This window comes from Kibdelosporangium persicum (assembly GCF_013280595.1).
Lineage (GTDB): Bacteria > Actinomycetota > Actinomycetes > Mycobacteriales > Pseudonocardiaceae > Kibdelosporangium > Kibdelosporangium persicum.
The window spans coordinates 19,548-34,582 of record NZ_JAAATY010000013.1; the positions used below are offsets into that span (position 1 = coordinate 19,548).

Sequence of the window (15,035 nt, forward strand, 5' to 3'; positions counted from 1 at the left end):
CGCGGCACCCCTCACACTCAGAGCGCCAACCGTTGCCAGGACTCCGTGTCCCGCAACAGTTGCCGGTCGTGCGTGGCGAGCACGACCGCCGCCGCGGTCACTTGCAGCGCGTCGGTCAGCTCGTCGACGAGCGTGGCGGACAGGTGGTTCGTCGGCTCGTCGAGCAACAGCACGTGGGGACGACCGGCCAGGACCAGCGCGAGATCGAGCCGTCGCCGGGCACCGACCGACAGCTCGGCCAGCGGCCGGCGAACGTCCTGCCGGTCCAGCAAACCCAGCTCGCCCAAGCCTGGTGCGGACTGTCCCGATCGGACGACTCGTTCGGCGTACAACTCCAAGGCGGTACGGCGGCCCGACGGATCGGACTCTTGCCCGAGCCGGCCGACCCGCACCGGCTTGGCGCGGTTCACCGTTCCCGTGCTGGGCGCCAGTTCGCCCGCCAGCACAGCGAGCAGCGTCGATTTGCCCGCGCCGTTGGGGCCGGTGACCACCAACCGGTCCGCTGAGTCCAGCGCCAGCGTGACCGGCTGTTTCAGTCGTTCAGCCACTGTCACGTTGTCCGCACGCAACAGTGTGGCGCCGCGGTACTCAGGCAGTTCCGGCATCGTGAACCGCGTCGGCGGTGGCGGCACCGCGACCACATGCGCCGCCAGCTCTTCCTGCCTGCGGTGCACGGCCCGGACCAGCCCAGGCGCCCGCGTCGCGCGGGTGTGCTTGCCATGGCCTTTCTCCGGGCGCCAGTTGTCACGCAACCTGTTCTGCGCCGCGGACAGGTCGTCGGCAAGCCGTTGCCGCTCAGCGACCTGGTCAGCGTGCAACGCTTCCCAGCGAGCTCGCTCAGCACGACGGCCTTCGACGTAGGCGGCGTAACCACCGCCGTACACCCGTGGCCTGCCGTCGCTGGACGGGTCCAGATCCACCACCGTGGTGGCCACGTCGGCCAGCAGGGCCCGGTCGTGGCTGACCAGCACGACCACACCTGGATAGGTGCGGAGCTGTTCGGTGAGGTGCTGCAGCCCGCTCGCGTCGAGGTGGTTGGTCGGCTCGTCGAGCAACAGCACCGAATGCCTCGCACCGAGCAGGCACGCGAGCCGCACCCGGTGGCGTTGCCCGACCGACAGGGTGCCGAGCTGGCGGGTGCGATCGTTGACAGCGGACAGCGCGGCCAGCGAGACCTCGACCCGCCGGTCGGCGTCCCACGCGTCGAGCGCCTCGGCCCGTGCCAACGCCGCGGCGTAGGCGTCGTCCGCGCCTGGACGCTCCTCGGTGAGCGCTTCGGTGGCGCTTTCCAGGTCGGCCAGTGCGTTGCGGACCGCCGCCAGTTCGAGGTCGATCAGGTCGCCGACGGTGCGGTCGGCGTCGAGCGGGATCTGCTGGTCGGCGACGCCGAGGGAACCGGCGCGGTGCACGTCGCCGCGGTCGGCGGGCAGGTCACCGGCAAGCACCCGCAACAGGGTGGTCTTGCCACGACCGTTCTCACCGACCACGGCGACGCGATCGCCCGCTGCGGCGACAAGGTCGACCCCGGCGAGCACAGGGCGCCCGCCGAAGGAGAGATGTACGCCGGACGCGCGGACGTGCGCCGCGCGCGCAGGGGCGAGCGAAAGGTGTGACGACATGAAGGAACTGCCTCCAGCGAAGAGGTGATACAGCAAGGACGAGGTACGGCACCGCGGTCCGCGGCACCGGTGGAGGCGTCGTCCCTCAGAGGAAGAGCAGTTGCTGTATCACGTCCGCCAGGTTAGATCATGTCGCCGGCGACCGTCATCCGGTTTTGTCCTACCGAACAGTGATGTTGGAGCTGCCGCTGCTCTGGTAGCCCTCGGTCGCCATGATCATGTAGTAGCGGAAGCTGCCGAGCGCCATTCCGGCCCGCGACCACGCGTCGAAGTGGGCTCCGGTGTTGATGCTGCCGCCCGTGCGGCGTTGTTGGCGGACGCTCCAGAATTGCGGGAATGTCTTCGTGCCTTCGACGGACGGGGCGTTGTAGCGCATTGTGCGATAGATGTCGTACGTGCCGCCGTCGCTGGTGATCGTGCCCCGGTGTTCGCCGGTCGGGCGGTAGTTGCCGAAGTTGTCGACGATGTAGTACTCGACCAGCGGGTTCGAAGTCCAGCCGTAAAGACAAAGGTAGCCGTTGCCGGACGGGCTGAAACTGCCGGAGTAGTTCACCGTGCGGCGGCTGCCATTGCTCCAGCCCTTACCGCAGACGAAGTTGCCGGTGTTGCGCCAGGAAGTGCTGTACTGGCCGCCCGAACCCATCGTCATCGACACGGTGTTCTGGGCATCGGTCCAGAAAGAGTAGTAGTACCCGTTGTGCGTGCCGGTCTGGTTGGTCGTGACGGTCTGGGCGTGTGCGGTGCCCGGGATCACGAGCGTGGACGTGGCCAGCGCCAACGCGCCGGCCCGGCCGATGAAACCGCGGCGGGTGAGTGGGTTGTCTTCCCAGTTCACGTCTTCCTCCTCGCTGAGGCCGACAGAATTTCCGGGCAGCATGAAAGACGCGGTTGTCTCACGATTGACGACCGGCGAATCAGCTCTCACGCGTGACCCGGATGGACAGGGGGTGAGTTCTGTCGATGGCGCCAGTATCGAACCAGCTCCGCAGAGTAGTCAACAACTTTCGGAAAAGTTTCGATAATCTCGGTCCTGCCGTGGATGCCCGGTTGACGCGTAATTCCTGGACAACCCGCCGATCTGCCTCGGGCAATCCGGAGTCGATCTCCACGGCGGCATTGAAAGATCATTTTTCCGGTCACGCGCGATCGAAACTTTCGATTCGGCGGTGCCCGCACTCACGTGTTCGTGTGCGATCAGTGAGCTGCGGCCGGGCAGTCGCACGGCCATGCCGGCTCCGCGCGGCCGAGTGCCAGTGCACGGCCGGACGTGGAGGTCAGCGGCCGGATATGACCCGGGCCAACTCTGGAATCAGTCGCATGTAGCTGTCGGAAGTGAGATGCAAGCCATCGTCTGCGAGCCCGTCGGTGCCGATGTGGGCACCTGTCTCCAGGCACCCTCCGGGCCCCACGGCCGACCGCAGAACCTCGCGATAAGCATCAAGCTCCCGATTGGTGCGCACGCCATTCTCTGACGTGACCGCTTCCCGGATCGTCGGCGGCAGAAAGCCCACCGCCCGGGCGCCTGCGAAAGCCTCGACAATCCCCGTGATGTTCGCGGCGAACTGGTCAAGCGGCACGTGCTTCCACGGAGCGCAGTCATTGGCGCCAAACGAAAGAACAACGACTGACCAGTCCAGCCGGCCGAGAGCGGGGGCACGGGCAAGGCCGTCCGAGCTGTCGAAACCGCCCGTGGCACAGGTGAAGACGGTGCAGCCCGCCCCGAGTTCCCGCTCCAACAGCTGAACGTGCGGCTTCCGAAGCCGGGCCACCATGCTGTCCCCGAACAGAAGCACGTCGCTCATGTGCACAGCCTATCGTCCGAAGGAGACGAACACGTCAGGTCGCCGTCGGGTTGCGGCCGACGGTGCTGGACGGAATTTCCAGGGTCTGGACGTTTGGTATAGGGTCTGGGTATGGAGTTCACCCAGGACGCGATCCTTGCCGCCCTGCACCCGGTGATCGAGGGGCTGGCGGCGACTTTCGGCCCGTCCTGTGAGGTCGTCCTGCATGACTACCGCAAAGGAAAGCATTCGGTTGTCGGCGTGGCCGGGCAGGTGACCGGGCGACGGGTGGGCGGCGCGATGAGTGAGATCGGGCTCGCCGTGCTGAGCAAGGGGCCCGAGGCGCAGAACGACCTCAACTACGTCACCCGGACGCCGGACGGCCGGGTTGTCAAGTCGTCGACCATGCCGCTGCGAGACGCTCAAGGCGAGGTGTTCGGGGCGTTGTGCGTCAACATGGACGTGACCGCGCTGCGCCAGGCCGGGGACATCCTCGGGGCGCTCGCCGGAACCGGCCCGGTGGAACTGCCGACGACGACGTTCACCAACGACTTCGACGACGTGGTCGACGCGGTGATCCGCAACCAGGAACTCGTCATGGGCAAGCCGTTCCCGGCGCTCAGCCGTGCCGAGCGGCTTGACGTGATCGACGCTCTCGACCAGCTGGGAGTCTTCAAGGTTCGCAACGCGGTGGCGCGTGTCGCCGAACGCCTCGGGATGTCACGTTCCGGGCTCTACGCCGATCTCGCCGCCGCCAGGAAGACAGGTGACACACGTGCTTGACGGTCCGGACACCCCTTTTCTGGCTCTGGATGAGGGAAAGCTCGACGCGAACATCGCCCGGCTGCGCGACCGGCTGGCGCGGCTGGACACGGCCCTGCGTCCCCATGTGAAGACCGCCAAGTCCATTGAGGTGGCGCGCAGGTTGTTCGACGGCGGGGCCGGTCCGATCACCGTGTCGACGCTCGCTGAAGCGGAAGCGTTCGCGGACGCGGGTTTCACCGACATCCTTTACGCCGTCGGCATTTCACCGGCGAAGCTCGGCCGGGTCGGCAAGCTGCGGGAACGCGGCGTCGATCTTGTCGTCCTGCTCGACAGCGTGGACCAGGCCGACGCGGTCGCCGGGGCGGGCATCCCCGCGTTGATCGAGATCGACTGCGACGGACACCGTGGCGGAGTACAGCCGAACTCGCCTGAGCTGGTGAAGATCGCGCAGAAGCTCGGAGCTCGGACGCGCGGAGTCCTCGCACACGCCGGTGAGTCGTACTTCGCCTACACGCCAGAGGCATTGGCCGCTGCCGCCGAGAACGAGCGGCGCTGTGCCGTGGAGGCCGCCGAAACGCTCCGCGCGGCCGGTCATGCGGTTGCCGTTGTCAGCATCGGCTCCACGCCGACCGCGCACTTCGTCGAAGACCTCACGGGCGTGACCGAGGTCCGGGCAGGCAACTTCGTCTTCTTCGACCTCGTCATGGCGGGGATCGGAGTGTGCCAAGTGGACGATCTCGCGTTGACGGTCGTGACCACCGTGATCGGGCACCAGCCGGACAAGGGGTGGATCATCACCGACGGCGGGTGGATGGCGACGTCCCGCGACCGGGGGACCGCGAGTCAACCCGTCGACCAAGGCTATGGCCTGGTCGCCGACATCAACGGTCGCGTCCACGAAGACCTGTTGATGACCGGCGCCAGCCAGGAACACGGAATCCTGTCCGTGCGTCCGGGCAGCACGGCCACACTCCCGGACATCCCGATCGGCACCCGGTTGCGTGTCCTGCCCAACCACGCCTGCGCGACCGCCGCGCAGCACGACCGCTACCACGTCATTTCGCCGGATTCCCAGCGTGTCTGGCACCGTGTCCGAGGATGGTGACCATGCGCTACTTGTCCGAGACCGAGTCGGCTTCCCTTGTCACGGAAGAACTCGCCTACACCGCGGTCAGGCAGGCGTTGATCGAGGCCGCGGACAGCCAGGCCACCGTCTTCCCGGTGGTGCACGGGCACGCGGCCGAAGCCACGAACCGGTTCACCGTGAAGTCCGCGTCGTCGCCGAGCCTGGTCGGCCTGAAGATGGGCAGCTACTTCCCGGGCAACGACGCCAGGGGAATTCCGCGGCACGGCTCCAGCATCCTGTTGCTGGACAAGGACACCGGCCGGCTGGCAGCCGTGGTCGAGGCCGCCAGGGTCAACGCCTACCGCACGGCTGCGGCTGACGCGGTGGCCGCCGATGTTCTCGCCCGGCCTGACGCCCGCACCTTGACGGTGTTCGGCACCGGCCATCAGGCGCTGTACGAATGCGTGGCGTTGAGCAAGATCCGGGACCTCAAAGCGATCCACGTGGCCGGACGGTCGGCCGAACGAACCCGGCAGTTCGTCGAAGCCCTGGCGGACAAGGGCCTGGACGCGGACCGTGCCGAACCGAGGGAAGCCTGCGAACAGGCGGACATCATCGTGACGGCGACCACGGCCACCAGCCCACTGTTCGAGGCGGACTGGGTCAGGCCGGGCACCCATGTGGCGAGCATGGGCTCGGACGCCCGTGGCAAACAGGAACTGCCACCGGACCTGCTCCGGCGTGCCAGGCTCTGCTGCGACCTGCCGTCCCAATCGGTCACCATCGGCGAGTTCCAGCACGTCGCGGACCTCGCGGACACCGTCACGGCGATCGGTGACGTCCTGGTGGGCGCGGCTGAAGGGCGTCGTTCCCCTGAGGACATCACGGTCTTCGACAGCTCGGGCATCGCACTTCAGGACCTGCATGTGGCGCAGGCTCTGCTGGCGATCCGTAAATGAGGCGGGATTCCGGCGAACAGCAACTATGGTGGATCCATGCCGTCGGTCAAGCAGTTCCAGGTCACCTTCGACTGCGCGGAACCGGAGCGCGTCGCTCGTTTCTGGTGCGAGGTGCTGGGGTACGTCGTACCGCCGCCACCGCAAGGGTTCGCCACGTGGGACGAGTTCGACCGCTCGCAGCCGCCGGAAGAGCAGGGTTCGGCGTTCGCCTGCGTTGATCCCTCAGGTGTGGGCCCGCGGCTGTTCTTCCAGCGTGTCCCCGAAGGCAAGGTCGTCAAGAACCGGGTGCACCTCGACGTGCGGGCCGGCACCGGCCTCGTGGGTGACGAGCGCCTCGCCACACTCGAGGCCGAGTGCGCACGACTGGTCGCGCTCGGCGCGGTACGCGTGCGCCTGCTGCCTGCCGATGACGTGAACGAGTCCTGCATCGTGATGCAGGACGTCGAAGGCAACGAGTTCTGCCTCGACTGAGGCGCCGCCCCGCAGGGCAGCGCCTCGGCCTCCGCACCGGCTGGTCAGTACGTGGTGTCCAATGTGGTGCGCTGTTCCTCGGTCAGTTCCAGGTCCACCGCGGCAAGGCTTTCCTCGATCTGCGCGACCGAGGAAGCGCCGACCAGGGGGATGACCGGGGTCTCGGCACCGATCATCCAGGACAGCACGACCTGGTTCACCGTCGCGCCGGTCTGCTTCGCGACCTCCCGCAAAGCCGCGCGCCGCAACGGGGTCCCGGCGTGATCCCAGTCCGGGCCGAGCGGACGGTCGTCACGGACGTACGCGCCGGCAAGCAGAGGCGAGTACGCCACCAGCGACAGTTCGGGCGTCTCACTCAAATACGCCAACAGGTCACCGCTCACATACCCCTGGTTGCCGTAGGGCGAACGACGTCCCGGCCGGTCCGTCCTCGCCCGCAGGTAGCTGTGTTGGTACTGCAACACCTCGTAACCCGGCAGCCCGGCGGCCGCGGCGAGCGCACGAGCCCGCTCCAGGCGCCATGACCAGTGATTGCTCGCGCCCAACAGGCCGACAGTGCCGTCCGCGACCAGCTCGGCGAAGGCTTCGACGGTTTCCCGCAGCGGTGTGACCGGATCTTCCACGTGCGCGTAGAGCAGGTCCAGCTTCGGCACGCCCAAGGTGTCGCGGCTGCGTTCGGCGGACTCGCGGATCGCCTTGGCGGTGAGGCCTTCGACGTTCTCCCGCTTGGCCGTGTCGGCGAAGCCGAGACCCGCCGCGACCGGGCGGCCGCCCAGCTTGGTGGCGATCACGACCTTGTCCCCGGCGTCACGGCTGGCGAGCCACCGGCCGAGCACGGCCTCGCTGTGCCCGCCCTGGCTGCTGTCGGCCCAGAACGCGTAGTTGTTCGCGGTGTCGATGAACGTGCCACCGGCCTCGACGTACCGGTCGAGGATCGCGAACGCGGTCTGCTCGTCGGTGCCGGTGCCAAAGTGCATCGCGCCGAGCGCGAGCACGCTGACCTCGCGGCGGGTGCGCGGATCATGGCCGATCGTGCGGTACTTCATGAGATTCGTCCCCCAGTGATCGTCTGGATGGCCCAGCCTACTCGTCCACTATGGATCCGCTCGCCCCCCTCGTGAGTGTTTGTCAGTGTTAGAACACGGACAAACACTCACGAGGGGAATGTGGGCAAACTTGCCGACCCGCGCGACCTGCCCGACTCGATAGGTTTCGCGAATGGTGGCGGGAGCGCTGAACGTCGAGCCCATGGATGCCCCGGTGTTCGGCCCGTATCGGATCCAAGGCCTGCTCGGCCGGGGAGGCATGGGCGTGGTCCACCGTGCCTACGACACCGTGCACGACCGCGTGATCGCGCTCAAGCGGCTGCCCCAGTCGGTCACCGACCGGGACTACCGGGCCCGTTTCAAACGGGAGGCCCGGCTGGCCGCGGCGTTGAGCCACCCGAACGTGATCCCGGTCAACGACTTCGGCGAGGTCGACGGCGACCTGTTCATCGACATGATGCTGGTCGAAGGCACGGACCTGCGCCGGGCGATGGGCGCGGGCACGCTCGATCCCGACCGGGCCCTCCACATCCTGACCCAGGTGGCGGCGGCACTGGACGCCGCGCACCGGGAAGGCCTGGTCCACCGGGACGTCAAGCCGTCGAACATCCTGATCGACGAGCATGATCACGCCTACCTCGCCGACTTCGGCATCGCGCGGGAGACCTCCCCGGAGGCGACCGCGCTGACCGGCTCCGGCGACCTGATCGGTACGTGGGACTACATGGCGCCGGAACGCTTGTCGGCGGGCCCGGTGGACGGCCGATCGGACCAGTATTCGCTGGCCTGTGTGCTGTTCGAGTGCCTGACCGGCAGGGCGGCGCATCCGGCGTCCGACCCGGCCGCCAAGATCGCGGCACACCTGTTGCAGCCACCGCCCGCGCCGTCGGTGTTCGTCCCGGCGATCACACGGGAACTCGACACGGTTGTCATGCGGGGCATGGCCAAGGACCCGGCACGCCGGTTCGCCACGGCCACCGAACTGATCACCACGGCGAAAGCGGCCGCGTACGCCGGGAACACCGCGAAGGCCGCGCCCGCCACCGAGGACCAGGCGAAACTGGTCAAGGCGATCCTGCGGTCGAGCGCACCACGGCTCACCCCGACCAAGCCGATCACCGCCACCGCGCCTTACCCGGGCCTGGCCGGGTTCGAGGAGCAGGACGCCGAACTGTTCCACGGCCGCACTCACGTCGTCACGGATCTGTTGGTACGAATGGCCGAACAGCTCGACGGCGGCGAACCCGTCGTGCTGGTCGGGGCCTCCGGGGCGGGCAAGTCGTCGGTGCTGCACGCGGGCCTGTTGCCGAGGTTGACCGACTGGCCGCACGTCGTCATCGCGCCCGGGCCGGACCCGATCGGCGCGCTGGCGACGGCGATCGCGCCGCACGTCGGCGGCGATCCAGCCGGGCTCGCCGCCCGGATCAGGCAACAGCCGGACGAATTCGGGGCACTGTACGGGCATGACGCGGCTGGGAACCGCATGGTGATCGTGATCGACCAGTTCGAGGAACTGTTCACCCACGGCGTTCCGGACACGGACCGCCGGGCGTTCGCGACCGCGCTGGCGCATGCCCGTCCCGCGTTGGCCGTCCTCGCGGTTCGCGCGGATCTGGTCGACCGGTGCATCGAGCTGTCGCCCCTGATCCCGGCGTTGACCGCGCCGGTGTTGCTGGGCGCCATGGACGCGACCGAACTGCGGCAGGCGATCGTGCGACCGGCGCGCGACTTCGGTGTGGACATCGAACCCGGCCTGCCGGAACGGTTGATCGCCGATCTGGGCGTGCGCGGGGAAACCGGCTACGACCCGGGCGCCCTGCCCAGGATGGCGCACGCCCTACGGGAGGCGTGGAACTTCCGCGAGGGATCAGTGGTGACGCTCGCCGCGTACCGCAAGGCGGGCGGGATCGACGGCGCGGTGTCCCGGACCGCGGAGGACATCTACGCGCGACTCGATCCGGCTGGGCGGGAGGCGCTGCGCTCGGTGATGCTGCGGCTGGTGACCGTGTCGGACGAGGGCACGGTCACCCGGCGGCGAGTGCAGCAGCACGAGATCAGCGGACACATCCTGGACGGCCTGATCAAGTCCCGCCTGGTGACGGTGGACGCGACCGGGGCACGGCTGAGCCACGAAGCGCTGCTCACGGCATGGCCGCGATTACGGGACTGGATCGACGAGGACCGTGCCGGTCTGATCCAGCACCGGCGCTTCACGGACGCGGTCCGAGTCTGGTCGGAATCCGGGCAGCAGGACGACGACCTCTACCGCGGTGCCCGCCTCGCGACCGTCAACGCATGGCTTGAGCAGGGACGTACCGAGCTGCGACCGTCCGAACAGGAATTCCTGGACCGGTCGAACGCCGCCGAGCACGCGGGGCAGATCGCGGCACGCCGCCGGACCCGGCGACTGCGCACCATGGTGGCCGCACTGAGCGTGCTTCTGTTGGTGGCCACGGGTGCCGTTGTCGTGGCGACACAGCTGCAACGCGATGCCAGCAACGAGCGTGATCGAGCCGATTCCGGCCGTCAGCTGAATCTGTCTCGTCAGCTCGCGGCGGAGTCCGAACTGGCCAGAGGCATCGACCACGCCCGGACCGGGTTGCTGGCGTTGGGGGCGTGGCAGGCCGGGCAGACCGTGGAGAGCCGCAGCGCTTTGCTGGGCGTGCGGGCGGATCACTACCGCGGCCGGATGCTCGGTCATGACGGGCCGATATCGGGGCTCGCGATGACCGTGGACGGCAAGCTCGCGGCGAGCGGTGGCCGTGACGGCTCACTTCGGCTGTGGGATGTGCCCAGCCGCCGTGAACTGGCTGTGTTGCATGACGGTGACGGGTGGTACCGCTCGGTTTCGCTGAGCGACGACGGCAGGCTCCTGCTGGCCGCCGACGTGCTCGGAACCAAGGTGACGTTGTGGAACGCGCCGGAGCGCAAGGAGATCTTCACCGTGCCGGGCAGGTCGCTCGACGGGCGGATCGCGCCGGACGGGAAGACCTTCGTCGCGTACACCGAGCAGGGGATGACGGTGTGGGACACGGCGAAGCTCACGCAGACCACACGGTTCGCCACCGCCGGCTCACTCGTGATGTCCTACAGCCCGGACGGCAGGTTCGTCGTGTCGACCAACGAGAAGAACGTCGACGTCCGGCGGGCGAGCGACGGAACAGTGGTCGCGACACTCACCGGTCACACCGACCCGGTGGCGGCGATGGCGTTCGACCGCGCGGGAACCATGCTCGCGACCGTGTCGCCGGACCGGCACCTCAAGCTGTGGGACACGGAGAAGTGGACACAGAAACTGGACAGGGAGATCTCCGAGCCCGGGCTGACGGCGGTCACGTTCAACTCCACCGGGACGTCGGTGCTCGCCGGTGGGGTGGGAACGTCCATCTATGTCTGGGATGTGGCGTCCGGCGAGCACATGTTGGGCCTCGGCACAGGGGCGGTGACCACGTTCGCACTCGCCATGAGCGGCGACGGGCACACGTTCCTCAGCGCGGACTCGGCCGGGCAGATCACCGTGTGGGCGTTCCAGCGAACCGTGCTGGGACCGCGGGACGGCGCGCTGGTCGGCGTCGCGTCCCAGCCGAACGGCAACCTGATCGCCACCGTGACCGGTGATGGCGCGATCCGGTTGTGGGACGGCACAAACGGTGATCTCGTCCGGCAGTTCACGCACGGCGGCAAGGCCGGGGCCCTGACCTTCACGCCGGACGGCACGCGGTTGATCACCGTCGGCCCGGACGGCGCGGCCGTCGCCTTCGATGTCGCCACCGGAGCCGAGAGACTCCGGTTCGGCAGGCCTGGTACGGAGTTCACCGATGTGGTGGTCAGCCCGGACGGCAGGACTGTCGCACTGGCGGGCAGGACGCCCGCGCAGAAGGGGGCGCAGCAGCAGGACCGCGACGAGATCGTGTTCCTCAGGGCCGACGACCTCACGATGACCAGCCGCCGGCCGACCCGGCAGGAGCCACGCAACGATTCGGTCGTCGACGCCAACTACCCGACTTCGGTCGTCTACAGCCCGGACGGCAGGACGTTGGCGACCACCCTGTCCGGCGGCCGGGTGGGACTGCTCAGCCTGGCCGATCCCACCGGCCCGATGAAGATCCTGCCCGGGCACACCGGTCTGGCCATGGACGCGCGGTTCACGCCGGACGGCAACACGCTGGCCACCGGCGGGTCGGACCGGCTCGTACGGCTCTGGCGGGTGCCGGACGGCCAGCCCGTCGGCGAACTCGGCGGGCACGACTCGCCGATCCGCGCGATCCGGTTCAGCCCGGACGGCAGGACCATGGCGACCGCGAGCCAGGACGCCGTCGCCCGGCTGTGGGAGTACCCCAGCGGCCGGCCGTTGGCGCGCCTTGACCGGCACGACGACGACCTCAACGACGCGACTTTCGACACCACCGGCACCCGCGTGCTCAGTGCGTCGGCCGATGGCACCGCACGGATCTGGGATCTCGACACCGGCGCGGCCGTCCGGGAGGTCTGCGGGCGGCTGGATCGGGCCACGCTGGCCGATCAGTGGGCGGCGATCGGTTCGGACCGGGGGAGTGTGCCGACGTGCCCGAGCTGAGTGTCATGGTGCGGGGAACCGGGATGGCTTCGGTGGTGCTCAAGCCGGGGGAGTCGGTGCTGTTCGGGCGGGCGCCGCACCACGCGGTCAAACCCGGTGGCATCGCGTTGACGTTGCCGGACTGTGCCCCGCACATCTCACGCCTGCTCGGCGAGCTGGTCGTCGGCACGGACACCGTGACGCTGACCTGGCTGGGTTCGGGCGAGGCGCAGCTGTCCGGGTTGTTCGACGCCCCGGGCGGCGCCCGGCGGGTGATCATGACCAGGTCGATGTCCGCGCTTCTGGACGACGGGGAGAACCAGCTCGTGATCCTGCTCGGCAGGCAGACCGCGCGGGGCCTCGCGGACATGCTGATCAGCATCGACGTCAGCCTCGCCCGGGACAGCCCGGCGGTTCCCGACGCCGTCACCGGCCAGGTCACCGCGGCCGGGCCGGGCCTGGTCCGGCAGAGCCGGGACTGGTACGTCGCCCTCGCGCTGACCGAACCCTGGCTGGCGGGCGAGGACGACTACCCGCGGCCGCCGTCCAACCGCGAGATCTACGAACGAGTCCTGTACTGGCATGGCTACGCCTGGAACCTGCAACGCCCGCAACGGGTCGACGACGCCATCCGGGTCATCTCCGCCATCGCCTTCGGCGCGCGTGACGACCCGTACCTGGCGCCGCACGACGGCAGGCTGCAGAACATCCGGTTCGCCGTGGCCCGTCGTGCGGCGGAGATGCGCCTGGTCACGGTGACGGATCTGGCTGAGGTGGAACGGGCGGCGCGGAACCGGCCCGTCGTCTGAGCAACCACACTCCGAGCCCGCCCGCGATGAGCGTCACCCCTCCGAAGACGTAGATGAGCAAGGTCTGCAGGGACGTCGCGTCGCCCGGGGAGCCACCCTTGGCCGCGGCCTTGGCCCGGAACTCGGCCGCGTGGGTGTTGGCCGGGGATTCGGCGACCACGGCGTCGAAGTAGTCGATGGCCGAGTCGTAGTTCCCGGCGTGGTAACGGCTGAGGCCCACCCGGTAGTTGCGGTCGTGCGCGCCCAGTTCGGGCTTGACGTCCCGTAACAGGCCTCTGGCCAGGCGAGCCTCGGCGATGGCGCCGTCGCGGCCGACGAGACCGACCAGACGGCCTTCCTCGTCGATCACCACGCCGCCGCTGGTGATGACGGCCGGTGGCCGGTCGTCGCGGATCTCCACGGAAGGCAAGCCGGATCGGGGGATTCGCAGCACGGCGATGTCACCGTCGGCGGGTGCGACGAGATCGACGACGGACGCGGTGTCGTCGCCGACGGTGATCACCCGGTCGATCGGCCGGTCCGGTGCGGCACCCTCCGCGACGGCACGCTCCGTCAGCATCCGGCGTGCCTTCGCGGGATCGCCGATCCGGCCCATCTTCGCCAGATCCGCCATGGCCCGCTCGACCAGCGCGGCCGTGCCACCCTCCGGTCCACTGTGGACGCAACTGCTGGTGGTGACGACGTACCCGGCCGGGTTGATCACCGCGCCCGCGCACCTGGTGGTGGCCTCGTAACCCTTGGCACCGCCGAAGACCTCGCCGGTCTGCTTGTCCCGTACCCAGCCGTGCCACGTCACGGTGACCGGCACCACCGATGGGCGGGCGATGTCCTCCGGATTCACCTGCGGTGGCGCGGGGAAGGCGACGAGCGAGGCCAGGAACACGGCGCGGATCATCCGTACACCCCGGTTTCCCCGGTACGAACCCACACTGACCGGAACCCGGTGACGGGCGCGCCGGTCTCGGTCAGCCGGGTGGCGTCACACGTGTACCCGTCCACCTCGTTGAGGTTCGGGTTCGCCCGCATCGGCTGTGTTTCGATCAGGCCCCGGTGGTCGTAGTACCGGTAGGTCACCGTCGTGGAGATGTGCCCGTGGTACGTGATCGCCTTGGCGTCCGCGCTCCACCGGAAGTCGAAGGTGCCGTCGCTGACCAGTTTCAGCACCCGGCCACTCCAGTGCCCGGTCAACGTGAACCCTTCGCGGCGTTCGCTGCCGGTCCCGTCCGGCCGGAAGGACAGGTAGCGGCCCCTGCCGGTGAACGGCATGGGAGGCTGGTCGGAGTAGAACTTGAAGTTCGTGTACTCGTCGACACTGCGCCAGGTCCCGATCAGGCACGCGGGTGGCCCGGTCACCCGGTCGGCCGAGGACCCCGCGGCCGCCTCGACGTCGACGACCGGCGGCGGCGCTTCGCCGGCGCGTTCGGGGACGTCGGCGGAGATGACGATCGCGGTCAACGTCGTCGCCGCGATGAACGCGCTTCCGGCGACGGCGAACAACACCACCACGCGACGGTGCAACGGTGAACTCCCCTCGGGCCAGATGTGCTGAGCGGTCAGGGTAGGGCCGGTCACGACCGGGCCACGAGGGGAGAACTACCGGAACTTTCCGCCACCGCGTGTCCACCATTCCGGCACCGCGTGTCCACCATTCCGGCACCCCGAAACACCCGTTGCGGCACCGCGAAAGCTCCCGCACGAACCCCGCTCAGGGATCTCGCCGTGTCGGTTTGCCGACGGACAGGCAGGGGCGCCCGGCTTCAGGCCTTCGCCCACCGGACCTGGCGCCGTCCCGGCCGGAATCGCCGATCGCACCACGCCGGTCCCGCCAGATCGGTCCGCTGACGACCAGCAGGGGCAGCCACCCTGAGACCCTCCGGGCCGGAACGCCACCGAACCGGCGGGTATCGGTGCGGCGGGCCCACAGGGCTCCATCGTGGACGTCCATTCGGAGCCATGCAGGCATT

General features: G+C 68.8%; 12 protein-coding genes. 6 read left to right on the forward strand and 6 right to left on the reverse strand.

All coding sequences use genetic code 11. From position 1 onward, the window contains the following. Positions 1–17: 17 nt before the first annotated feature. The 3 genes from GC106_RS22965 to GC106_RS22975 form a co-directional block, all read right to left on the reverse strand. Positions 18–1,619, reverse strand: a complete 1,602-nt coding sequence (locus GC106_RS22965; protein ID WP_173134308.1) for an ABC-F family ATP-binding cassette domain-containing protein — start codon at positions 1,617–1,619, stop codon at positions 18–20. Positions 1,620–1,779: 160 nt separating this feature from the next. Further along, complete coding sequence (xynA, locus tag GC106_RS22970) at positions 1,780–2,454, reverse strand: endo-1,4-beta-xylanase XynA (protein ID WP_312872793.1); 675 nt, start codon at positions 2,452–2,454, stop codon at positions 1,780–1,782. 439 nt (positions 2,455–2,893) lie between these two features. Then, positions 2,894–3,421, reverse strand: coding sequence for an SGNH/GDSL hydrolase family protein (locus tag GC106_RS22975; RefSeq protein WP_173134310.1), 528 nt, complete (start codon positions 3,419–3,421; stop codon positions 2,894–2,896). Positions 3,422–3,532: 111 nt separating this feature from the next. Here GC106_RS22975 and GC106_RS22980 point away from each other — a divergent pair, with 111 nt between their 5' ends. Genes GC106_RS22980 through GC106_RS22995 form a run of 4 tightly spaced genes read left to right on the forward strand, consistent with a single transcriptional unit; the run spans position 3,533 to position 6,661 of the window. Further along, the gene (locus GC106_RS22980) at positions 3,533–4,183 is read left to right on the forward strand and encodes a helix-turn-helix transcriptional regulator (RefSeq protein ID WP_173134312.1); all 651 of its coding nucleotides are present in this window, start codon (positions 3,533–3,535) and stop codon (positions 4,181–4,183) included. Next, positions 4,167–5,270 carry an alanine racemase gene (locus GC106_RS22985; RefSeq protein ID WP_312872794.1) on the forward strand — a complete coding sequence of 368 codons (1,104 nt, stop codon included), beginning with the start codon at positions 4,167–4,169 and terminating at the stop codon, positions 5,268–5,270. The genes GC106_RS22980 and GC106_RS22985 overlap by 17 nt, the downstream gene beginning before the upstream one ends. 2 nt (positions 5,271–5,272) lie before the next feature. After that, a complete protein-coding gene (locus GC106_RS22990) occupies positions 5,273–6,190 on the forward strand; it encodes an ornithine cyclodeaminase family protein (protein ID WP_173134314.1) in 918 nt (305 codons plus the stop codon). 36 nt (positions 6,191–6,226) lie between these two features. Further along, entirely contained in the window at positions 6,227–6,661 is a 435-nt protein-coding gene (locus GC106_RS22995; RefSeq protein WP_173134315.1) for a VOC family protein, read from the forward strand. A gap of 44 nt (positions 6,662–6,705) precedes the next feature. On the opposite strand, the gene GC106_RS23000 is transcribed toward GC106_RS22995, so the two are convergent. Further along, entirely contained in the window at positions 6,706–7,707 is a 1,002-nt protein-coding gene (locus tag GC106_RS23000; protein WP_173134317.1) for an aldo/keto reductase, read from the reverse strand. Between the two features lie 172 nt (positions 7,708–7,879). On the opposite strand from GC106_RS23000, the gene GC106_RS23005 reads away from it, so the two are divergent. Together GC106_RS23005 and GC106_RS23010 are read left to right on the forward strand one after the other, a co-directional pair. After that, positions 7,880–12,283, forward strand: a complete 4,404-nt coding sequence (locus GC106_RS23005) for a WD40 repeat domain-containing serine/threonine protein kinase (protein ID WP_173134319.1) — start codon at positions 7,880–7,882, stop codon at positions 12,281–12,283. After that, positions 12,271–13,071 (forward strand): hypothetical protein, encoded by an 801-nt coding sequence (locus GC106_RS23010; RefSeq protein WP_312872795.1) that lies wholly within the window; start codon positions 12,271–12,273, stop codon positions 13,069–13,071. Before GC106_RS23005 ends, GC106_RS23010 begins: the two co-directional genes overlap by 13 nt. Here the strand turns inward: GC106_RS23010 and GC106_RS23015 are convergent. Both GC106_RS23015 and GC106_RS23020 read right to left on the reverse strand, forming a co-directional pair. Further along, a complete protein-coding gene (locus tag GC106_RS23015; protein ID WP_173134322.1) occupies positions 13,013–13,966 on the reverse strand; it encodes a hypothetical protein in 954 nt (317 codons plus the stop codon). The two genes, GC106_RS23010 and GC106_RS23015, sit on opposite strands and share 59 nt — an antisense overlap. After that, positions 13,963–14,589 (reverse strand): hypothetical protein, encoded by a 627-nt coding sequence (locus GC106_RS23020; RefSeq protein WP_173134325.1) that lies wholly within the window; start codon positions 14,587–14,589, stop codon positions 13,963–13,965. Before GC106_RS23020 ends, GC106_RS23015 begins: the two co-directional genes overlap by 4 nt. Between the last annotated feature and the right edge of the window lie 446 nt (positions 14,590–15,035).

Excerpts from the sequence above, each read along its gene's own strand:
- GC106_RS22975 (WP_173134310.1), bottom strand. The coding sequence starts at position 3,421 with ATGAGCGACGTGCTTCTGTTCGGGGACAGCATGGTGGCCCGGCTTCGG.
- GC106_RS22995 (WP_173134315.1), top strand. The coding sequence starts at position 6,227 with ATGCCGTCGGTCAAGCAGTTCCAGGTCACCTTCGACTGCGCGGAACCG.
- GC106_RS22980 (WP_173134312.1), top strand. The coding sequence starts at position 3,533 with ATGGAGTTCACCCAGGACGCGATCCTTGCCGCCCTGCACCCGGTGATC.
- GC106_RS22965 (WP_173134308.1), bottom strand. The coding sequence starts at position 1,619 with ATGTCGTCACACCTTTCGCTCGCCCCTGCGCGCGCGGCGCACGTCCGC.
- GC106_RS23000 (WP_173134317.1), bottom strand. The coding sequence starts at position 7,707 with ATGAAGTACCGCACGATCGGCCATGATCCGCGCACCCGCCGCGAGGTC.
- GC106_RS23015 (WP_173134322.1), bottom strand. The coding sequence starts at position 13,966 with ATGATCCGCGCCGTGTTCCTGGCCTCGCTCGTCGCCTTCCCCGCGCCA.
- GC106_RS22990 (WP_173134314.1), top strand. The coding sequence starts at position 5,273 with ATGCGCTACTTGTCCGAGACCGAGTCGGCTTCCCTTGTCACGGAAGAA.
- GC106_RS23005 (WP_173134319.1), top strand. The coding sequence starts at position 7,880 with ATGGTGGCGGGAGCGCTGAACGTCGAGCCCATGGATGCCCCGGTGTTC.